20 protein-coding genes are annotated in these 20,839 nt (G+C 69.3%); 10 read left to right on the forward strand and 10 right to left on the reverse strand.

Annotated elements, in window-relative coordinates; genetic code table 11:
• The first annotated feature begins 36 nt into the window (after positions 1-36).
• Positions 37-1,245 (forward strand): cysteine desulfurase family protein, encoded by a 1,209-nt coding sequence (locus ACQI46_RS16690; protein WP_427095138.1) that lies wholly within the window; start codon positions 37-39, stop codon positions 1,243-1,245.
• On the forward strand, positions 1,242-2,315 hold the full coding sequence (mnmA, locus tag ACQI46_RS16695) for a tRNA 2-thiouridine(34) synthase MnmA (RefSeq protein WP_427095139.1): 1,074 nt from the start codon (positions 1,242-1,244) through the stop codon (positions 2,313-2,315). Before ACQI46_RS16690 ends, mnmA begins: the two co-directional genes overlap by 4 nt.
• Here mnmA and ACQI46_RS16700 read toward each other — a convergent pair.
• The gene (locus ACQI46_RS16700; RefSeq protein ID WP_427095140.1) at positions 2,312-2,977 is read right to left on the reverse strand and encodes a sensor domain-containing protein; all 666 of its coding nucleotides are present in this window, start codon (positions 2,975-2,977) and stop codon (positions 2,312-2,314) included. The two genes, mnmA and ACQI46_RS16700, sit on opposite strands and share 4 nt — an antisense overlap.
• Positions 2,978-3,012: 35 nt before the next feature.
• Between ACQI46_RS16700 and ACQI46_RS16705 the strand changes: the two genes are divergently transcribed.
• A complete protein-coding gene (locus tag ACQI46_RS16705) occupies positions 3,013-4,023 on the forward strand; it encodes a methionine synthase (RefSeq protein ID WP_427095141.1) in 1,011 nt (336 codons plus the stop codon).
• A gap of 133 nt (positions 4,024-4,156) precedes the next feature.
• A complete protein-coding gene (locus ACQI46_RS16710; RefSeq protein WP_427095142.1) occupies positions 4,157-5,914 on the forward strand; it encodes a diguanylate cyclase domain-containing protein in 1,758 nt (585 codons plus the stop codon).
• Here ACQI46_RS16710 and ACQI46_RS16715 read toward each other — a convergent pair.
• Together ACQI46_RS16715 and ACQI46_RS16720 are read right to left on the reverse strand one after the other, a co-directional pair.
• Positions 5,903-7,513 carry a 4-coumarate--CoA ligase family protein gene (locus ACQI46_RS16715; protein WP_427095143.1) on the reverse strand — a complete coding sequence of 537 codons (1,611 nt, stop codon included), beginning with the start codon at positions 7,511-7,513 and terminating at the stop codon, positions 5,903-5,905. The genes ACQI46_RS16710 and ACQI46_RS16715 overlap by 12 nt on opposite strands.
• Positions 7,514-7,550: 37 nt before the next feature.
• Positions 7,551-7,952 carry an MmcQ/YjbR family DNA-binding protein gene (locus ACQI46_RS16720; RefSeq protein ID WP_427095144.1) on the reverse strand — a complete coding sequence of 134 codons (402 nt, stop codon included), beginning with the start codon at positions 7,950-7,952 and terminating at the stop codon, positions 7,551-7,553.
• Between the two features lie 105 nt (positions 7,953-8,057).
• Between ACQI46_RS16720 and ligA the strand changes: the two genes are divergently transcribed.
• The gene (gene ligA, locus ACQI46_RS16725) at positions 8,058-10,151 is read left to right on the forward strand and encodes an NAD-dependent DNA ligase LigA (RefSeq protein WP_427095331.1); all 2,094 of its coding nucleotides are present in this window, start codon (positions 8,058-8,060) and stop codon (positions 10,149-10,151) included.
• A gap of 7 nt (positions 10,152-10,158) precedes the next feature.
• Here ligA and ACQI46_RS16730 read toward each other — a convergent pair whose 3' ends face one another.
• The 6 genes from ACQI46_RS16730 to ACQI46_RS16755 are packed head-to-tail and all read right to left on the reverse strand — an operon-like array spanning position 10,159 to position 14,494.
• Entirely contained in the window at positions 10,159-11,754 is a 1,596-nt protein-coding gene (locus tag ACQI46_RS16730; RefSeq protein WP_427095145.1) for a polyamine aminopropyltransferase, read from the reverse strand.
• Positions 11,751-12,209, reverse strand: coding sequence for a DUF350 domain-containing protein (locus ACQI46_RS16735; RefSeq protein WP_427095146.1), 459 nt, complete (start codon positions 12,207-12,209; stop codon positions 11,751-11,753). Before ACQI46_RS16735 ends, ACQI46_RS16730 begins: the two co-directional genes overlap by 4 nt.
• 36 nt (positions 12,210-12,245) lie before the next feature.
• Positions 12,246-12,680, reverse strand: a complete 435-nt coding sequence (locus ACQI46_RS16740) for a DUF4247 domain-containing protein (protein ID WP_427095147.1) — start codon at positions 12,678-12,680, stop codon at positions 12,246-12,248.
• On the reverse strand, positions 12,677-13,180 hold the full coding sequence (locus ACQI46_RS16745; RefSeq protein ID WP_427095148.1) for a DUF2617 family protein: 504 nt from the start codon (positions 13,178-13,180) through the stop codon (positions 12,677-12,679). The genes ACQI46_RS16740 and ACQI46_RS16745 overlap by 4 nt, the downstream gene beginning before the upstream one ends.
• An 8-nt stretch (positions 13,181-13,188) precedes the next feature.
• A complete protein-coding gene (locus tag ACQI46_RS16750) occupies positions 13,189-13,797 on the reverse strand; it encodes a DUF4178 domain-containing protein (RefSeq protein WP_427095149.1) in 609 nt (202 codons plus the stop codon).
• A gap of 37 nt (positions 13,798-13,834) precedes the next feature.
• Positions 13,835-14,494, reverse strand: a complete 660-nt coding sequence (locus ACQI46_RS16755; protein ID WP_427095150.1) for an amino acid-binding protein — start codon at positions 14,492-14,494, stop codon at positions 13,835-13,837.
• Positions 14,495-14,576: 82 nt separating this feature from the next.
• On the opposite strand from ACQI46_RS16755, the gene gatC reads away from it, so the two are divergent.
• From gatC to ACQI46_RS16780, 5 genes are all read left to right on the forward strand, one after another.
• Positions 14,577-14,876 carry an Asp-tRNA(Asn)/Glu-tRNA(Gln) amidotransferase subunit GatC gene (gene gatC, locus ACQI46_RS16760; protein WP_427095151.1) on the forward strand — a complete coding sequence of 100 codons (300 nt, stop codon included), beginning with the start codon at positions 14,577-14,579 and terminating at the stop codon, positions 14,874-14,876.
• Positions 14,873-16,357, forward strand: coding sequence for an Asp-tRNA(Asn)/Glu-tRNA(Gln) amidotransferase subunit GatA (gatA, locus tag ACQI46_RS16765; protein ID WP_427095152.1), 1,485 nt, complete (start codon positions 14,873-14,875; stop codon positions 16,355-16,357). Before gatC ends, gatA begins: the two co-directional genes overlap by 4 nt.
• Positions 16,358-16,374: 17 nt before the next feature.
• Positions 16,375-17,406 carry an ATP-dependent 6-phosphofructokinase gene (locus tag ACQI46_RS16770; protein WP_427095153.1) on the forward strand — a complete coding sequence of 344 codons (1,032 nt, stop codon included), beginning with the start codon at positions 16,375-16,377 and terminating at the stop codon, positions 17,404-17,406.
• A gap of 99 nt (positions 17,407-17,505) precedes the next feature.
• Complete coding sequence (gene gatB, locus ACQI46_RS16775) at positions 17,506-19,014, forward strand: Asp-tRNA(Asn)/Glu-tRNA(Gln) amidotransferase subunit GatB (protein WP_427095154.1); 1,509 nt, start codon at positions 17,506-17,508, stop codon at positions 19,012-19,014.
• Between the two features lie 6 nt (positions 19,015-19,020).
• A complete protein-coding gene (locus ACQI46_RS16780; RefSeq protein WP_427095155.1) occupies positions 19,021-19,578 on the forward strand; it encodes a carboxymuconolactone decarboxylase family protein in 558 nt (185 codons plus the stop codon).
• Between the two features lie 12 nt (positions 19,579-19,590).
• Here the strand turns inward: ACQI46_RS16780 and ACQI46_RS16785 are convergent, their stop codons facing one another.
• The gene (locus tag ACQI46_RS16785) at positions 19,591-20,709 is read right to left on the reverse strand and encodes a PQQ-dependent sugar dehydrogenase (protein ID WP_427095156.1); all 1,119 of its coding nucleotides are present in this window, start codon (positions 20,707-20,709) and stop codon (positions 19,591-19,593) included.
• Positions 20,710-20,839 lie beyond the last annotated feature (130 nt).

The following is a 20,839-nucleotide window of genomic DNA, read 5'->3' on the forward strand; positions in this document are numbered from 1 at the left end:
GGTGGGCAGGGGCGCGACGGCTATTCTGGAACGGTTATGTCTTCGCACGCGCCGGTCTATCTCGACCACGCCGCCACCACGCCGATGCGCCCCGCCGCTATCGAGGCGATGACCGCTGTGCTGGCCACGGTCGGCAACGCGTCCTCGCTGCACAGCTCCGGGCGGTCGGCGCGACGACGCCTCGAGGAGTCCCGCGAAGCGCTGGCGCACCTGCTCGGAGCGCGTCCGTCGGAAGTGATCTTCACCGCAGGCGGGACCGAGAGCGACAACCTGGCGATCAAGGGCATCTACTGGGCGCGCCGCGACGCCGACCCGCGTCGCCACCGGATCATCACCACCCCGGTGGAACACCACGCGGTCCTCGACGCCGTGGAGTGGCTCGTCGAACACGAAGGCGCCGAAGTGACGTGGCTGCCCGTCGACGAGTTCGGTGCGGTGAACCCGGCAACGTTGCGCGCGGCGCTCGACGACTCCGCCGACGTCGCCCTGATCTCGGTCATGTGGGCCAACAACGAAGTCGGCACCGTGATGCCGATCCCTGAATTGGCAGCAGTGGCAAGAGAATTCGGTATCCCGATGCACAGTGATGCGGTGCAGGCGGTGGGCCAGCTGCCGGTGGACTTCGCCGCCAGCGACCTGTCGGCGATGAGCGTGACCGCACACAAGTTCGGCGGCCCGACCGGAGTCGGTGCGCTGCTGCTGCGCCGCGACGTCGAATGCGTTCCCCAACTGCACGGCGGCGGCCAGGAACGCGACGTCCGGTCAGGCACCCAGGACGTCGCCGGTGCGGCGGCGATGGCAGCGGCTGCCCGCGATGCCGTGGCGACGATGGAGGCGACCACCTCCCGGATGCGGGCGTTGCGCGAGCGCCTGATCGACGGGGTCCTGCGCGCCGTCGACGACGTGTACCTCAACGGAGCCCGCGGACTCGACCGGCTACCGGGCAACGCGCACTTCACCTTCCGTGGGTGCGAGGGGGACTCGCTGCTGATGCTGCTGGACGCCAAAGGTGTCGAATGCTCCACCGGTTCGGCGTGCACGGCGGGAGTGGCGCAACCCTCACACGTATTGACCGCCATGGGCGCAGAGTCGGCCAGCGCGCGGGGCTCGCTGCGGTTGTCACTGGGGCACACCAGCACCGACAGCGACGTCGACGCCGTGCTGGCGGTACTGCCGGCCGCGGTCGAACGCGCCCGCCAGGCCGCGCTGGCCAGCGCCGGCGAGCGCTCGGTGGGGCGGCCATGAAGGTCCTCGTCGCAATGAGCGGTGGTGTCGACTCCTCGGTGGCTGCCGCCCGGATGGTCGACGCCGGCCACGACGTCACCGGCGTGCACCTGGCATTGTCCTCGGCACCCGGGACGCTGCGCACCGGCTCCCGCGGCTGCTGCTCGAAGGAAGACGCCGGTGACGCCCGCCGAGTCGCCGATGTGCTCGGAATCCCTTTCTACGTCTGGGATTTCGCCGACCGCTTCAAAGACGACGTGATCGACGACTTCGTGGCGTCCTACGCCCGCGGCGAGACGCCGAACCCGTGCGTGCGGTGCAACGAGCGAATCAAGTTCTCGGCGTTGGCCGCTCGCGCGCTGGCGCTGGGGTTCGACGCGCTGGCCACCGGCCACTACGCGCGGCTGGCCGACGGTCGGCTCCGTCGTGCCGTCGACCACGACAAGGACCAGTCCTACGTGCTCGCGGTGCTGACCGCCGAGCAGCTGCGGCACGCGGCGTTCCCGATCGGCGATACCCCGAAGGCGCAGATCCGCGCCGAAGCGGCCCAGCGCGGGCTCGCGGTGGCCGACAAGGCCGACAGCCACGACATCTGCTTCATCCCGTCGGGGGACACCCGCGCATTCCTGGGTGCACGCATCGGCGTCAGACGGGGCAACGTGGTCGACGCCGCCGGCACCGTGCTCGCCGAACACGACGGCGTGCACGGGTTCACCGTGGGCCAACGCAAGGGGCTCGGCATCGCCGGGCCCGGTCCCGACGGACGTCCCCGCTATGTGACCGGGATCGACGCCGACACCGGTACTGTCCGTGTCGGCGATCTCGCCGACCTCGACGTCACCGCACTGGTCGGAGACAGGCCGGTCATCACCTCCGGAGTGGCCCCGAGCGGGCCGCTGGAATGCCAGGTACAGGTGCGCGCCCACGGGGGAGTCGTCGACGCGGTCGCCCACATCGGGCAGGACCACGTCACCGTCGACCTGCGGACGCCGTTGCGCGGCGTAGCGCCCGGCCAGACACTGGTGCTGTACCGGCCCGACGCCGACGGCGACGAGGTGCTCGGCTCGGCGACCATCCGCTCGGCGCGCTAGCCCGGCACGTTGGCCACGATGTTGGCCATCACGACCTCGGACACCGCATCGGAAAACGCGCAGAACGTCACCTCGATCAGCACCGCCGATTTCAGTCGGTAGTCCCGCCCGCAACCACCCGGCCGCGTCCGCACCGACTCCACGGTGGTGGTCACCGGTCCGACCATCGCCGGCCCGGCATCGCTGTCCCGGCACCTCTGAATCGACCCGACGAGCCCGCCGAACGCCTCGCGAGCCACATCAGCGCTGCGGTAACCGGCGGCCGCCTGCGAGATCAGGGCGCCGTCGGGCGGGTTCTGGAAAGTCGTCTTGTGGAACTCCTCGACGTCGCCGCCGAACACCTCCGTCTCGGCGACCAGCCACGTGCATTGCGCGGGAACACTTTTCCGGAGATGGTCGATATCGACCGGCGCTTTGCTCTCCATCCCGGGTATCGGCGTCAGATCTTCCCCCGCGCCGGTGAGAGCCTGCATCTGCCGACGGTCGAGCAGAACGGCATCGACGTCGACGGGTGACTGGGAGTTCTCGTCCGGAAGCGGCGCGGACCGCACCGCCATGCCGCCGACGGCGTGCGTGCAACCCACCGCCACCACCGCCACGACCGCGAGCAGCCGGCCATACCGCCACATGCGGCGGGCCGACGCGCATCCGCGGGGCGTCATGGCTCGACTCTAAAGGGTCGAATATCGTCTGGCGGGTGAGTGTCTTCGCCACCGCGACCGGCATCGGGTCGTGGCCCGGTGCATCCCCGTCAGAGGCCGCCGAGGTGGTGGTCGGCGAACTGCACCGGTTACCGCACCTGGTCGAGTTGCCGGCCCGCGGGGTGGGCGCCGACATGATCGGCCGCGCCGGCGCACTGCTCGTCGACATCGGGATCGACACCGTGCCGCGCGGTTACCGCATCGCCGCCGGGCGCAGCTCGGCGATGCGGCGGGCACTGAGTCTGCTCGACGAGGATCTCGACGCCATCGAAGAAGCGTGGGAGAAGGCGGGCCTGCGCGGGAGCGGCCGCGCGATCAAGGTGCAGGCCCCGGGACCGGTGACGTTGGCCGCGCAGCTCGAGCTGGCCAACGGTCACCGGGCCATCACCGACGCCGGCGCGTTCCGCGACCTGGCGATGTCGCTGGCCGAGGGGGTGGCCCAGCACCGCGCGGCCGTGGCGCGTCGGCTCGAAGCGACGGTCGTCGTCCAGTTCGACGAGCCGTCGCTGCCGGCCGCTGTTGCCGGACGACTCGCGGGTGTGACGAGGTTCAGTCCGGTCGCCGCCCTCGAAGAGCCGACGGTCACCTCGTTGTTCGACGAATGTGCCGCGGTGGTGGGCCCCGACATCGCGGTGCACTGCTGCGCACCCGGCCTGCCGTGGAAGGCCCTCCGCGACAGTGTCATCGACGCGATCGCGGTCGACGTGCACACGCTGACCGCCGAGGATCTCGACGGAATCGGCGAGTTCGTCGAGTCGGGTCGCACAGTCCTGCTCGGGGCCGTCGCAACCGCCGACACCGTGCCCCGGCCGTCCGTCGAGCAGGTCGCCACCTCGGTGGTGACGGTCACCGACCGTCTCGGATTCCCCCGCTCGGTGTTGGTGGACCGCATCGGCGTCACACCGGCGTGCGGCCTGGCTACCGCGACGCCACGGTGGGCGCGTACGGCGGTCGAGCTGGCACAGCGAACCGCCGACGCGTTGTACGCCGACCCGGACGGTCTGTGAGCGTCGGTTCGCACCGAGATTGTGTCTGGCGTCACCGGATACTCCTTTATTCTCGAAGACAGCTGAGCCGACTGCGCCCCCACCGCCCGGCTGCAGCCATGCTGCGCGGCACGGGAAGGAGAACTGGCAGTCGATGTCGTCGAGCGTTGGGCATGCGCGTCCTTCCGACGCCGAGCATGACCGTCTCGTAGCGCTGCGCGCGTACGACATCCTCGACACGCCTGCCGAGACCGGCTTCGACGACCTGACGGCACTGGCCGCGTATGTCTGCGAAGCGCCGATGGCGACGCTCGGCTTCCTCGACGCCGACCGCGAGTGGATCAAGGCCTGCCACGGCATCGCGCTCACCGAGATCCCTCGAGAACATTCGCTGGGCGCTCACCTGATCGGCTCGACAGCTCCGATATGGGTCACCGACGTGCACGCCGACGCCCGCTTCGCGCACTCGCCGCTGGTCAACGGTGACCCGCCGTTGCGGTTCTTCGCCGCAGCGCCGATCCTGACCGCCACCGGGCTCGTCATCGGGGCGCTGACGGTGCTGGACCGGGTGCCGCGGCCGGTGCTCGCCGGTGCCGAGCGACACCTGCAGACCTTGGCCGAGCAGGTGATGACCATGCTCGAACTGCGCCGCCGCAACCAGCAGGCCTCTGTGGAGGCCGAGTCACGCCGGTCCGCGGCCGCGGCGCTGCGCCGACAACTGCGGCTGCTCGACGGCGTGCTCAAACACGCCGACGTGCTGATCTACGCCAAGGACATCGAGGGCCGGATCATGATGGCGAACCCCGCCGTCGAGCACGTCGCCCAGAGCGCCAATCTGATCGGTCGCACCGATTACGACATCTACGACCGCGCCGAGGCCGACCGGTTCCGCCGCAGCGACGTCGAGATCATGACCACCCAGCGGTGGCAGGTGTTCAGCGAAGACATCGTCCACCCCGACGGCACGGTGCACACCTATCGGACGACGAAGTTCCCGCTGATCGGCGATACCGGCGAAGTGATCGGCGTCGGCGGCATGTCGACCGACGTCACCGAACTCGCCGCCGCGCGCGCCGCACACGCCCAAGCCGAACAGCGTTGGCGGGCACTGATCGAGCAGTCACCGGTCGCCGTGGTCGTCGTCGACCCGAGCGGGATCATCCTCTATGCCAATCCGGCGGCGGATGCATTGTGCGGGGCGCGGATCGAGTCCAGCCAAGGACTGGAGCTCGTGCACCCGCAGATGCGGGAGGCCGCCCGGGCGATGCTCGCCGACATCGTCTCCGGTGGCCCGGTGCCCCGTGGGCAGCGGGGCACGCTGCGTCGCCGCGACGGAACGGAACTCACGGTCGAATTCAACGCCGCCGCGGTCAACCACGCAGGCGTGCGGAGCGTCCAGCTCGAGGTGCGCGACATCTCCCACCTCGCCGCCGCGCACGCCGCGCTGAAGCAGTCCGCCGCCACCGACGCGTTGACCGGACTGTGGAACCGGCAGGCGTGGGACCAACAGGTGTCGGCGATCCTCGCCGACCCGGCCAACGCGGGGAAGCCGCTGACGATCGCTGTGATCGACCTCGACAACTTCAAGTACTACAACGACACACGTGGTCACACCGCCGGCGACGCGCTGTTGCAGCGGTTCGCCGCCCAAGCCGAGAGCACGCTGCGCCGAGACGACGTGCTGGCACGGTGGGGCGGCGAGGAATTCATCATCGCGATGCCGTCGACCACACCTGCCCAGGCCGAAGCGGTGCTGCAGCGCGTCAAGCGGTGTGTGCCGTCCGGGCAGACCTGCTCGATCGGCTACACCGCGCACGACGGCAGTGAACCGTTGACAGACACCGTGATTCGTGCCGACACCGCGCTCTACCAAGCCAAACGCCAAGGGCGCAACAAACTCTCACACCTGTGAGCGCAGATCCTTGCGCAAGATCTTCCCGGACGCCGATTTCGGGATCGCATCGATGAAAGCGACGCGCCGCACCTTCTTGTACGGTGCCACCTGCCCGGCGACGAACTCGATGATCTCCTCGGCGGTCAGGTCGCTGCCCGGTTGGGTCACCACGAACGCTTTCGGGACCTCTTCGCCGTCGTCGTCGGGGACGCCGACCACTGCGGCGTCGGCGACCTGCGGGTGCGTCAGCAGTACCGCCTCCAGCTCGGCCGGCGGCACCTGGTAGCCCTTGTACTTGATCAGCTCTTTGAGCCGGTCGACGATGTAGACGCAGCCGTTCGCATCGACCTGGGCGAGGTCGCCGGTGTGTAGCCACCCCTGCGGATCGATGGTCTCGCTGGTGGCCGACTCGTTGTTGAGGTAACCGGCCATCACGTTGGGACCTTTGAACCACAGTTCGCCGGTCTTGCTCAAACCCTCGGCGGGAGGGTTGATCTCGTCGCCCGTCTCCGGATCGACGATCTTGGAGGCGGCGTTGGAAACGGTCCAGCCGACCGAGCTCAGCGGGGCCTCCATGTGCATGTTGAGCCGGCCGCTGTCGAACGGGGTGATGTGGCTGACCGGGCTGAGCTCGCTCATCCCGTAGCCCTGGACCACCTTGCAGCCCAACCGCTCGGCGACCGCGTGTCCCAGGTCGGCATCCAGCGGCGCGGCGCCGGACATCACCACCTTCAGCGAGGACAGGTCGTAGTCGTCGATCAACGGGTGCTTGGCCAGTGCGACGGCCACCGGCGGGGCGATGAACGCGATGGTGCACTTGTGTTCGGCGATGTTGCCCAGGAACTCGGCGAGGTCGAAGCCCGGCATGATCACCAGGCGGGCGCGCGCATGCACCGCGGCGTTGAGCAGCACCGTCATCCCGTAGATGTGGAAGAACGGCAGCACGGCCAGCACCACATCGTCGGGCTGCATGCCGTGCAGGGGTCGTATCTGGGCCACATTGGCGACCAGGTTGCGGTGGGTCAGCATGACCCCCTTGGGATTTCCGGTGGTGCCCGAGCTGTACGGCAGCACCGCCAGATGCGTCGAGGGCGCGAAGTCCACGTGCGGAGCGGCAGGCGCCCCGGCGAGCAGCTCCTCGGCGTTGGGGTAACCGTCGACGTCGCGGCCCGCGCCGTCGAGCACCACCACGTTGTCGGCGGGGATCCCGGCCGCCTGCGCGGCCTCTGCGGCGGCCGCCCTCAACGGGCTGACGGTGATCAGCATCGCGGCCTTCGCGTCGCGCAGCTGCTTGGCGATGTCACCCGCGGTGAACAACACATTGATCGTGGTGGCGGTGGCCCCCGAGCGCAGGATGCCGTGGAATGCGACGGCGAAGGCCGCACTGTTCGGTGCGAGCAGCCCGATGACGTCGCCCACACCGAAACCGCGCGCCGCGAGCGCTCCGGCGAAGCCGTCGATCCGGCTGATCATCTCGCGGTAGGTGGTCTGGCGCCGCGTCTTGGCGTCGATCAGCGCGACCCGGTCGAGGGTGGCATCGTCGATGCCGGCGAACAGGTAGTCGAAGACGCTGGCCGTCGGGATGTCGACTTCGGGGAATGGGCTGGAGAAACTCATGATGGTCCGATCGAAGCACGTTCGGTGCGCGCCGGGGTCAACGTTGGTCGAGCTGTTCGATCATTTTTTTCGACGCCACCATCCGGTAGGACGCATCGAGGAGCTCGGTGACCTCCGTCCAGTCCACCGCGGCGGCGGTCAGGTCCAGGCCCAGCCAGCCGAACGGTCCGAGATAGGCGGGGAAGAAGAAGCGCCGGTCCTGTTCGAGGGCACGCCGATCGCTGTCGTCGACCTTGACCAGGACGGCGTGCGGGAATTGGCGATGCTCGCGCGAACCGTCGATCTTGCAGGTGCCGCCGAAGACGGCGAACATCTTCGGCGCGCAGAACACGGGCCTGCCCCAGGAGATCTTCTCGGTGGCTCCCGGGAACCCCAGCGCGATCTCACGCAGCTGCGCCAGGCCCATGTCATCGTCACCGAACATGATCGGGTGCGGCATACCAGCAGCCTAGGGCGTCGTTTCACCGTGCGGCCGCAGAACGCTGTCGGGGTACTTCGATAGCCTGCGAGGGTGAGTCCCGAGGCGACCCCGGATCCGGAGGCATTGCTGGCCGAACAGGCCGACGACGGCCCCGACGCTGACCTGCGCCGCCGGTGGCAGGAGCTCGCCGACGAGGTCCGTGACCATCAGTTCCGCTATTACGTGCGGGACGCCCCGATCATCTCCGACGCGGAGTTCGACGCGCTGCTGCGGCAGCTGCAGACGCTCGAGGACGAGCACCCGGAGCTGCGGACCCCTGATTCGCCGACGCAGCTCGTCGGGGGAGCGGGGTTTTCCACCGACTTCACCGCCGCCGAGCACCTCGAGCGAATGTTGAGTCTGGACAACGTCTTCGCACCCGACGAGCTCGCGGCGTGGGCGGCGCGCATCAAGACCGAGATCGGTGCCGACGCGCATTATCTGTGCGAGCTGAAGATCGACGGGGTGGCGCTGTCGCTGGTCTACCGCGACGGACGGCTGGAACGCGCCGCGACCCGCGGCGACGGGCGCACCGGCGAAGACGTCACGCTCAACGCCCGTACCATCGACGACATCCCCGAAAAGCTCACGCCCACCGACGAATTCCCGGTTCCGCGGGTGCTCGAAGTCCGAGGCGAGGTGTTCTTCCGGGTCAGCGATTTCGAGGACCTCAACGCCGGCCTGGTCGCCGAGGGCAAACCGCCGTTCGCCAACCCCCGCAATTCTGCCGCCGGGTCCCTGCGGCAGAAGAACCCCGCGGTCACCGCGCGGCGCCGGCTGCGAATGATCTGCCACGGCCTGGGCCGCATCGAAGTCAAGGGCGGCACGGCGGGCTTCCCGTTCGCCAGCCTGCACGATGCGTACCGCGCGCTCAAAGCCTGGGGGCTGCCGGTGTCGGACCACACCGCCCGCGTGCAGGGCCTCGAAGCGGTCACCGAACGCATCGCCTATTGGGGTGAGCACCGCCACGACGTCGAACACGAAATCGACGGCCTGGTGGTCAAAGTCGACGAAGTGGCACTGCAGCGACGCCTCGGCGCGACGTCGCGCGCGCCGCGCTGGGCGGTGGCCTACAAGTATCCGCCGGAAGAGGCGACCACCAAGCTGCTCGACATCCGCGTCAACGTCGGCCGGACCGGACGCGTCACGCCGTTCGCGTACATGGAACCGGTGAAAGTCGCCGGTTCCACCGTCGGGTTGGCCACCCTGCACAACGCCTCGGAAGTCCAGCGCAAAGGTGTGCTGATCGGCGACACCGTCGTCATCCGCAAGGCCGGCGACGTCATCCCCGAGGTGCTCGGCCCCGTGGTCGACCTGCGCGACGGCTCGGAGCGCGAATTCGAGATGCCCACCCACTGTCCGGAATGCGGCACCGCGCTGGCCCCGGCCAAGGAGGGCGACGCCGACATCCGCTGCCCCAACTCACGCACCTGTCCCGCGCAGTTGCGCGAACGGGTGTTCCACGTCGCCGGCCGCGGCGCCTTCGACATCGAAGGGCTCGGCTACGAGGCCGGCATCGCGCTGCTGCAGGCACAGGTCATCACCGACGAGGGCGATCTGTTCGACCTCACCGAGGACGACCTGCTGCGCACCGACCTGTTCACCACGCAGAAGGGCGAACTGTCGGCCAACGGCCGCCGTCTGCTGAACAACCTCGGTAAGGCCAAGAGCCAGCCGCTGTGGCGCGTGCTGGTGGCGCTGTCCATCCGCCACGTCGGTCCCACCGCCGCGCGTGCGCTGGCCACCGAGTTCGGCAGTCTCGACGCGATCGTCGAGGCCTCCGAGGAACAACTGGCCGCCGTGGAAGGGGTCGGTCCGACCATCGCGGCAGCGGTGATCGACTGGTTCACCGTCGACTGGCACCGCGCGATCGTCGAGAAGTGGCGGGCTGCCGGGGTGCGGATGGCCGACGAACGCGACGCCAGCATCGCTCGTACCCTCGAGGGCTTGTCGATCGTCGTGACCGGTTCGCTGGCCGGGTTCAGTCGGGACGACGCCAAGGAGGCGATCATCGCCCGCGGCGGCAAAGCGGCCGGCTCGGTGTCGAAGAAGACCGCGTACGTGGTGGCCGGTGATGCCCCGGGATCGAAGTACGACAAGGCCGTCGAGCTCGGCGTACCCGTGCTCGACGAGGACGGTTTCCGCCGGCTGCTCGACGGCGGACCGGACGCCGTCTGAGACGATCTCAGCTGTAGCCGAGCCGGATGTCCTCGACGATCCGCGGATGCTCCAGAGTCGAGGGCTCCAGCGACAGGGGCGGCCGGTCGTCGGGGAACACCGTGGCCGCCTCGAGTACCCGTTGGTCGAGGAAGCGCAGCGCAGGAGCGGTGGCCGGCACGGCCGGCTTCGGCGGGTGCTGACCGCGATCGGCGAGCACGAAACCCCAGTCGCCGAACGTGGGCACGTGCACGTGGTAGGGCGTCACCGCATAGCCTACCGACGAGATCGTCGACACGGTGCGCCAGAACGCCGTCGGCGTCGAGTAGGGGCTGCCCGCCTGTACGACCATCCGGCCGTCCGGTGCGAGCACCCGCGTGACCATCGCGTAGAACTCGGTCGAATACAACCGGCCGAGCGCCGGCGTATCCGGGTCGGGCAGGTCGACGATCACCGCGTCGAACCCGCCGGGTGGTCGCCCACCGGTGGTGGGTTCGCGCAGCCACGTCATCGCATCGTCGATGACGACGTGCACGCGCGGGTCGTCCAACGCGTTGTTGTTGACGGCGCGCAGCGTGCTGCGCCCGAGCTCGACGACCGTCGGGTCGAGCTCCACCTGCACGATCGTGTCGATCTGGGGCAGGCGCAGCAGTTCGCGGGCCGCCAGTCCGTCGCCGCCGCCCAACACGAGCGCAGAGCGGGTCGCCGCGTCGAGCGCCGGATACACCAGGCTTTCGGTGTAACGGTGCTCGTCACGCGTCGAAAACTGCAGTCCGCCATCGAGATACAGCCGCATGTCGTCTCCGCGCCGGGTCACCACGATTTCCTGGTACGCCGAGCGCTGGTAGGCGATGATCGGGTCGGCGTAAAGCCGTTGGCGGGTGCTGGTCTCGATGCCGTCGGAGCGCACCATCAGCGTGGTCAGCAGACCAAGCGCCGCGGCCAGCACCGCCAGCGCCGCGGCCAATTCCCGTCCACTGATGATGTGCCGCAACAGGAAGACGGCGACCACGGCCGCGGCGACGAGGTTGATCATGCCGGTGACCGCAGCCCCGCGGATCATTCCCAGATGCGGCAACAACAGAAACGGCCAGGTGAGCCCGCCGAGCAGGGCGCCGAGATAGTCGGCGGCGTTGAGGTTGGCCAGCACCCGGCCGCTGTCGGTGGCGCCCGCGGTGCGGCCGCGCTGCAGCAGCGTCATCAGCAGGGGCACCTCGGCGCCGACCAGGCAACCGATGACGGCGGTGCCGACGACCAGCACCCACACCGAGCCGCCGACGAACACGAAAGCGATGTACAGGGCTGCAGCAGAAAGACCGCCGATGACGCCGAGCAGCGTCTCCACCGCGATGAACGTGATGGCCGCGCGGCCGAGCAGCGGCTTGACGAGCAGCGCGCCCACGCCCAGCGCCGCGACGTAGCCCGCGACGATCAGCGAGGTCGCGACGATTCCACCGCCGTGGATGCTCGCCGACAGCGTCAACAACGCGAGCTCGTAGATCAGGCCGCACGCCGCGCACGCCGCCACCGCGGCCAGCAGCAGTGCCCGCCAGCGCCTACTGGGCTGTGCGCACTCCGGCTCTTCTGTAGCCGGTTCGGGCCGCACCGGAGAGCCTGCGGTCATGACAGCGCGGCGGCGTTGACCGCTCCCACGGCCAACAGCGCCACGGCGGTCGCGATCGCCGCCGGGTGCAGCCGCTCGTCGGCGATGAGGTCGCGGAAACGTCCCGGGACCACCATTTCCAGCACGACCAGCGCGACACCTTGCAGCGCGACGCCCACCAGCCCGTAGACCGCGGCGTCGAGCAGGCCCTGGCCCAGGTCGGCCGAACTCGCGACGATGGCGGTGGCGACCACCGCGGCCAGCGCCAGGTACATCCCCGACGCGACAGCCACCGCGTTGGGTCGGCGTTCGACGAAGACCAACCGGCGCAGGTTGCCCGGCGTCAGTAGGTCCACCATCACGAATCCGGCGGCCAGCACGACGATGCCGACCACGAAGTACAGCAGCGCGGCGACCACGTTCTGGGCGAGGCCCTCACCGCTGATGGTTCCGAACTCGATGGCGGCCTGGTACATGCGGATCTCCTTTGGATGGGTGGTCGAGTGCGGAGGTCACTTCCCCCCGCCCGGGCCGCCGGTACTACCGCCGGAGCCGCCCGACGGAGCGCCGGGGAAGAAGCCGGGGCCCAGGAAGATGAATGCGCCGCCGCTGTACCTGCTACCGCGGACGTCCTCGACCCGGATGGTGCACGGCCGGTCACCGTCGGGGCCCACGATCACGATGTCGTCGCTGTAGCGCAGGTACTCGGCGCCGCGGTCGGAGGCGCGTGCCTCCGGCTGCTGGTAGTTCGCGAGCTGCTCGGCCACCTGCGCCGGGGACCCCGTGCATTCGTAGCTCGACGCCTCGGAGCCGTGTGAGTAGGCGGGGTAGTTCTCGGCGACGTGGGTCCGAATGTCTCTGTCGATCAACGAAACCCCGAGCAGCAGGCACAGGACACCGCCGAGCGCCAGCGCTCCGGACAACAGAAAAAGTCGGGTGCTGCTCACGGATGCCACCGGCTGTCGGTGTACACCACGGTCCCGCCTGCGGTTTCCGGGTACAGGTGCCAGGTCTGCCACCGCCAGCCCGCGCCGTCGGGTTCGGCGGTCAGCGCGGTCAGGGCGGCGTCGTCACCGGGGAACGCGCCGCCCAGCCACGCGGGGTCGGCGGCGCACAGGTCGCGGAGTCGGCGCGCAAGCCGGCGAAACTCCGGTTCGTCATGGGTGGTCATGCGGGACTGCAGCCGGTAGCCAGGTGCGTCGGCCCGTTCGGGAAGGCGCCCACCCGCGGCGCGGACCGCGCACGAGATCTGCTCGGAGAATTCAGCCGTGGGATTCTCCACGGTGATCACGTGCGATGCGCCCAGAACGCCCAGCAGGAGCGCACCGCCCTCGGGGTGGGGCAGGCGCAGGGTCGCGAGCGGGTGCGGGGCGGGGGCGTTGAGCGCCAGGCCCAGACCCGCTCCGCTGACGTCGGTCGGCGACACGGCGAGTTCGTGCAGCGGCAACAGCGGTCCTAGGCGTCCGGGGAAGGCGCGGGGTACACCGTCAGTTCACCGGGCGACATCGACCTGCCGTGCGAGATCTCCCACTGCATTCCGGCGCCCCACCGTTCGAACCCGAGGAACGTCGACCCGTCGGCGGCGGCGTAGTCGACGTACTCCATGTCCCCGCCCGCGGGCAGCCCGGTCGTGCCCTCGGTCGTGTAGGACGCGTGGCCGCGTGCGGTCTCGGTGAACGTGACGCCGTCGACGGTGTGCGTGCCGCCGGGCTGCAGCGCGAGATCCTTGCGGCGCACCCACCAGGTCAGTTCGAGCCGCCCTTCGTCCTCTTCGACGCCGAACCAGACCGGTTCTGAACCGCCCTCCAAGAGGTGTTCCCACCAGACGAACGGGCCTTCGCGCAGTGTCACCGACCCGCGCACCACGTAGTCGATGCCGCCGTGACTGACGACGGCGCCGGGTCCGAGCTGGCGGGGTCCGAACGTCGGCATGTGGCCGACCTTCAGCGGGTCCTGGCGCTGGGCGGGCTGCTTGGCTTCCTTCGCCCGTCGCATGGCTTTGAGGAAGACGACGACCGCGGCGATGAGCAACCCGATCGCGAGCAAGATCAACAGCGTTTCCACGCGAACCCTTCCGTTCGTTTCGACGCTAGCAGTCGAACTAACGCAGGATCGTGGCGACGATCCCGGCCAGATAGCCCAGCCGCGCGACCTCACTGGGGCGGAATGCCGGGCCACCGGGGCGGCCCAGCACGACAGCGGTGTGCGAGTCGCCGAGGGGAGCGGCGGCCAGCGTGGTGTCCATGTCGCGCCACACCTGCGGCACCCACGGCGCCGTCGCGTCCAGCGCCTGGGCCCGCTCGATGGGCAGCCACGGGGTGTCGGCGGCCACCGTCTCCGGCGCGCCCGCACTGCCGGCAATGCGCTGCGGACCGGTGTCGGTCAGTACCGTCACCGTGCACCAGCCGACCCGAAGCACCCGGGGTGCCTCGTCGGCCAGCACCTGCAACCTGGCCTGCCGGCCGTCGGCGGCGGCGACGTGGTCGATCAGCTCGAGTTCCCGGTGGGCTTCGAGCAGTCCGGTGTGCGGACGGATCGAGTCGACGTACACGCCGTTGAGCTGTTCGGCGGCGGTGATCAACATGTCGGGCATCGCTCCGGCCGGCAGTTCGACGACCAGGTCGTCGACGGCGTACCCGGCGGTCCGCTCGACGACGTCCAGCGACAGGATGTCCGCGCCCGCCGTGCCGAGCGCCACCGCCAGCGAGCCCAGGCTTCCCGGCCTGTCCTCGAGCTCGACGCGCAGCAGATACGTGGGCACGGCGAACACTGTTTCACGGACCGGCGCTGGTGGGCGACTCGGCCGCCGGACGGCCGACCAGGTTCAACTAGGCTTCGTGGTCGTGTCCCAGATCTCTCGAGACGAGGTTGCCCACCTGGCGCGGCTCGCTCGGCTCGCGCTGACCGACAGTGAACTCGACAGCTTCGCCGGGCAGCTCGACGCCATCATCGGCCATGTCAGCAAGATCGCGGCCGTCGACGTCACCGGCGTCGACGCCACCGACAACCCGCTGAAGGACGTCAACGTGTTCCGCACCGATGAGGTGATCCCCGGGCTGGACCAGGACGGGGCGCTGGCGCAGGCGCCGCGCGCCGAGGACGGCCGCTTCGCCGTGCCGCGGATTCTGGGAGAGGCCGAATGAGCGACGTGATCAGGCAGGATGCCGCCACCCTGGCGGCCCGGATCGCGGCCAAAGAGCTGTCCTCGACCGAGGTGACCCAGGCGTGCCTGGATCAGATCGCCGCGACCGACGGTCAGTACAACGCGTTCCTGCACGTCGCCGGTGAGCAGGCGCTGCAGGCCGCAGCCGAGGTCGACAAGGCCGTCGCCGCCGGGGAGCAGCTGCCGTCGCCGCTGGCCGGGGTGCCGCTGGCACTCAAAGACGTCTTCACCACCACCGACATGCCGACCACGTGTGGTTCGAAGATCCTCGAAGGGTGGACGTCGCCGTACGACGCGACCGTCACCGCGCGGCTGCGCGCGGCCGGCATCCCCATCCTGGGCAAGACCAACATGGACGAGTTCGCCATGGGCAGCTCCACGGAGAACTCGGCGTACGGGCCCACCCGCAACCCGTGGGACGTCGACCGCGTGCCCGGCGGGTCCGGCGGCGGCAGCGCCGCGGCGCTGGCCGCGTTCCAGGCGCCGCTGGCGATCGGCTCGGACACCGGCGGCTCCATCCGCCAACCCGCGGCGCTGACCGCGACCGTCGGGGTCAAGCCGACCTACGGCACGGTGTCGCGCTACGGCCTCATCGCCTGTGCCTCATCTCTGGATCAGGGCGGACCGTGTGCGCGGACAGTGCTCGACACCGCGCTGCTGCACGCCGTGATCGCCGGCCACGACCCGCGCGACTCGACCTCGGTGAAGGCGGCGGTGCCCGACGTGGTCGCCGCCGCCCGCGCCGGTGCCGCCGGGGACCTCTCCGGCGTGCGGGTCGGCGTGGTCAAGCAGCTGCGCGCCGGTGAGGGTTTCCAGCCGGGCGTGCTCGCGTCGTTCAACGCCGCGGTGGAGCAGCTGACCGCACTGGGCGCCGAGGTCACGGAAGTCGACTGCCCGCACTTCGACTATTCGCTGCCGGCCTACTACCTGATCCTGCCGTCGGAGGTGTCGTCGAACCTGGCGAAGTTCGACGGGATGCGCTACGGGCTGCGGGAAGCCGACGACGGCACCCGCAGCGCCGAAGAGGTGATGGCACTGACCCGTGCCGCCGGCTTCGGCCCGGAAGTCAAGCGCCGCATCATGATCGGCGCGTATGCGTTGTCCGCCGGCTACTACGACGCCTACTACAACCAGGCGCAGAAGGTGCGCACGCTGATCGCCGGCGACCTCGACAAGGCGTACCAACAGGTCGACGTGCTGGTGTCCCCGGCCACCCCGACCACCGCGTTCCGGTTGGGGGAGAAGGTCGACGACCCGCTGTCGATGTACCTGTTCGATCTGTGCACGCTGCCGCTGAACCTGGCCGGGCACTGCGGGATGTCGGTTCCGTCCGGTCTCAGTGACGACGACGGGCTGCCGGTCGGTCTGCAGATCATGGCGCCGGCGTTGGCCGACGATCGGCTCTACCGCGTGGGTGCCGCCTACGAGTCTGCCCGGGGTCCGCTGCCGAACGCGCTCTGAAGGGGAAGGATGGACCCATGCGTATCGGAGTTCTGACCGGCGGCGGCGACTGTCCTGGCCTCAATGCGGTGATCCGGGCGGTGGTCCGCACCTGCGATGCGCGCTACGGCTCCTCGGTGGTGGGTTTCGAGGACGGCTGGCGGGGCCTGTTGGAGAACCGCCGCATCCAGCTCAAGAACGACGATCGCAACGACCGGCTGCTGGCCAAGGGTGGCACCGTCCTGGGTACGGCCCGGGTCAATCCCGACAAGCTGCGCGCCGGCCTGGACCAGATCAAGCAGACCCTCGACGACAACGGCATCGATGTGCTGATCCCGATCGGCGGCGAGGGCACGCTGACCGCGGCGCACTGGCTGTCCGAGGAGAACGTGCCGGTCGTCGGTGTGCCCAAGACCATCGACAACGACATCGACTGCACCGATGTCACTTTCGGTCACGACACGGCGCTGACTGTCGCGACCGAGGCCATCGACCGGCTGCACAGCACCGCCGAGTCGCACCAGCGCGTGATGCTCGTGGAGGTGATGGGCCGCCATGCCGGTTGGATCGCGCTGAATGCCGGGTTGGCGTCCGGGGCGCACATGACGCTGATCCCTGAGCAGCCGTTCGACGTCGAAGAGGTGTGCCGACTCGTCAAAGCTCGGTTCGTGCGCGGAGATTCGCATTTCATCTGCGTCGTGGCCGAAGGCGCGAAGCCGGCCGAGGGCTCGATGCAGCTGCGGCAGGGCGGGGTCGACGAGTTCGGTCACGAACGTTTCACCGGCGTCGCCCAGCAGTTGGCGATCGAGGTCGAAAAGCGGATCAACAAGGACGTCCGCGTCACGGTCCTCGGGCACGTTCAGCGTGGCGGCACCCCGACCGCCTACGACCGGGTGCTGGCCACCCGGTTCGGGGTCAACGCCGCCGATGCCGCACACGCCGGCGAGTACGGGACGATGGTGGCCCTGCGCGGGCAGGAGATCGGCCGGGTGCCGCTGGCCGACGCCGTGCGCCAGCTCAAGCTGGTGCCGCAGAGCCGTTACGACGACGCCGCCGAGTTCTTCGGCTGAGTCGCCTTCGCGAGAAGACACAAACTCGCACTCTGGAGCGCCGAACCGTGCGAGTTTGTGTCTGCTCGCCGGGAAAAGGCGACCCACTAGGATCGGGGCATGTCTGTCGCCACCGCTGACCTGCTCGACTATGACGAGGTCGTCGCCACCTACGAGCCCGTCATGGGCATGGAGGTGCACGTCGAGCTCTCCACCGCGACCAAGATGTTCTGCGGTTGCGCCAACCAGTTCGGCGCCGAACCCAACACCCAGGTCTGCCCCGTGTGTCTGGGTCTGCCCGGCTCGTTGCCGGTGCTCAACGAGGCGGCGGTGGAGTCGGCCATCCGCATCGGCCTGGCGCTGAACTGCGAGATCGCGTCGTGGTGCCGGTTTGCGCGGAAGAACTACTTCTATCCCGACCAGCCGAAGAACTACCAGATCAGCCAGTACGACGAGCCGATTGCCTTCAACGGCTACCTCGACGTGCCGCTGGACGACGGCAGCACCTGGCGCGTGGAGATCGAACGTGCCCACATGGAAGAAGACACCGGCAAGCTGACCCACCTGGGCAGCGACACCGGTCGCATCGCCGGTGCGACCACCTCACTGGCCGACTACAACCGTGCCGGCGTACCGCTGATCGAGATCGTCACCAAGCCGATCGTGGGCGCCGGCGAACGCGCACCGGAGATCGCCCGCGCCTATGTCACGGCCTTGCGAGACCTGTTGCGGGCACTGGGTGTATCCGATGTGCGCATGGATCAGGGCTCGATGCGCTGCGACTCCAACGTGTCGCTGCGGCCCGTCGGACAGACCGAGTTCGGCACCCGGACCGAGACCAAGAACGTCAACTCGCTCAAGAGCGTCGAGGTGGCGGTGCGCTACGAGATGCGCCGCCAGGCCGCGGTGTTGCAGTCCGGCGGGCAGGTGGTGCAGGAGACGCGGCACTTCCACGAGGACGGCTACACCTCACCCGGTCGCAGCAAGGAAGAGGCGCAGGATTACCGCTACTTCCCGGAACCCGACCTCGAACCGGTGGCGCCCGGCCGCGACTGGGTCGAGCAGCTCCGGCAGACCATCCCCGAGCTGCCGTGGTTGTCGCGCAAACGAATTCAGGAGGAGTGGGGGGTCTCCGACGAAGTGATGCGCGACCTCGTCAACATCGGGGCGCTCGACCTGATCGCCGCGACCGTCGAGCACGGCGCTTCCAGCGACGCAGCGCGCGCGTGGTGGGGCAACTTCCTGGTGCAGAAGGCCAATGAGGCCAACGTCGAGCTCGACGCGCTGCCGATCACGCCGGCCCAGGTCGCCGCGGTGGTCAAGCTCGTCGACGACGGCAAGCTGTCCAACAAGCTGGCCCGTCAGGTCGTCGAGGGAGTGCTGGCCGGCGAAGGGGAGCCCGAGCAGGTGATGACCGACCGCGGGCTGGCTGTGGTACGTGACGACTCGCTGATCCAGGCCGCCGTCGATGAAGCTCTCGAAGCTCATCCCGACATCGTCGACAAGATCCGCGGCGGCAAGGTCCAGGCGGCCGGCGCGATCGTCGGCGCGGTGATGAAGGCGACCAAGGGTCAGGCCGACGCGGCGCGGGTGCGCGAACTGGTCATGGCCGCCTGCGGCCAGGGCTGACGCGCGATGCGGATACCTCCGTTGCCGGCCGACCAGTGGGACGACGACAAGGTCCAGGCGGTCATCACCACCGCGTGTTCGCCGGATCGGCGAGCGCCCGGAGCGTCCGGAAATGCCATCGCGACGCTCGTCCAGCATCCCGACCTGGCGGGGGCGTATCTACCGTTCTCGGCGTACCTGCTGACCGGCTCGACGCTGCCGCCCGCGCTGCGCGAACTGGCCATCCTGAGGGTGGCCCACCGCGCCGACTGTGCCTACGAGTGGACCCATCACGTCCCGATGGGCCATAGCGCCGGGCTGACCGACGACGACATCGAGGTGGCGCGCGGCGGGCAGACCGCCGACGAACTGCACCGCCTCGTCATCGCAGCGGTCGACGACTTGTACGACCGCACAACGATTTCCGAGCCGACGTGGCAGGGGCTGGCCGACCACCTCGAACGACGCCAGATGATGGACCTGGTGTTCACCGTCGGCGGATACCTGGCCTTGGCCATGGGGCTCAACAGTTTCGGTGTGCAACCCGAGAGCGCCGAATGGCGCGAGGACGCTCACAGCGCCTGAGCAGACGACCGACTAGGTCAGTTCGTCCTCGGTGCGCGGGAAGCCGCCCTGCGGGAACAGCGGGAAGACCACGTCGTCGAGTTTCTCCGCATCCCCGGCGGTCTTGTTGACCGTCGCGCCCCACACGTTGCCGTCGGGGGAGACCTGCAGCGCCCACACGTGGCCGCGCTGATCCTGACGGACCACCTCGGGTTCTCCGGTCACCGCGCCGGTGTCCGGCGCCATCCGCACCGCCACCGTCTGCTTGGTGTTGATCAGGTTGACCAGGACCGTCCCGTCCATCGCCGCGCATCCGGCCACCCCGGGACGATCGGGCCAGGTCCACACCGTCGACACCTTCGAGTCCTTGGTGATGCGTTGCAGGCGGTCCGCGGTCGGTGTCCGGTCGGTCACGTACAGCGAATCATCCGACGGGTCCTTGCAGACCCCTCCGCCGGCGCCCAGCCCGGACAGCGCGGTGGTGGTCGGCGCCTGGTTGACGGTGGTGGGCTGCTCGATGCGCAGCAGCTTGCCCGCCATCGACCCCGGATCGGCAGCAAGCGCCGGGTTGCCGGCGTCGCCGGTCTGCACCAGCAGCGTCGTGGGGCTGGTGAAGATCAACGACCCGGCGTTGCCGGTCGCACCCTTCGGGATGCCGGTCAGGATCGGCTTGGGGATGTCACCGTCGGCGATGCGGATCACCTGGTTGTCGCTGGGCGTGCTGATGTAGGCGTACATCAGGCGGTCCTGCGCATAGGTCGGCGACAGCACGATGTCCATCAGGCCGCCGTCCCCGCCGGGGTCCACCGGCAGGACGGTCTTGACCTTGGGTTCCGCGCGCACCGAGATCTCCTTGACCGCCCCGGTGGTGCGCTCGGCCACGAGCGCCGACTGGCTGTCCGGGAGCATGATCAACCCGCTGGTGCTCTCCAGACAGCCCTGCATGACGCCGGGCGCAGGGCACTCCTTCGGGAACGGGGTGGCCGGTAGCGGCGGCGGGGGCGGCGGCGACGACGTCGGGCCGGGTGCCAACTCGGGCTCGGTGGTGAACGGCTGCGACTGCGCGGAATCGAAGCGCGCACATCCGGCACCGGCGAGCACCGCAGCACTCAACACAACGGCGAATGCCCGCAACGACCGGCGCTGACTCATGGGAGCCAGGTTACGGATCGCGCCGCACCACCCGCCACGCACGCCCCGTCACGACCCGCGTCACCACCGGAAAACAGGTGCTCAACGCGCCGAGTCAATTCCCGGCCGCGGGTCAAGTTGCCCTTACCCT

It is taken from the genome of Mycobacterium sp. SMC-4 (assembly GCF_050205565.1).
Classification (GTDB): domain Bacteria; phylum Actinomycetota; class Actinomycetes; order Mycobacteriales; family Mycobacteriaceae; genus Mycobacterium.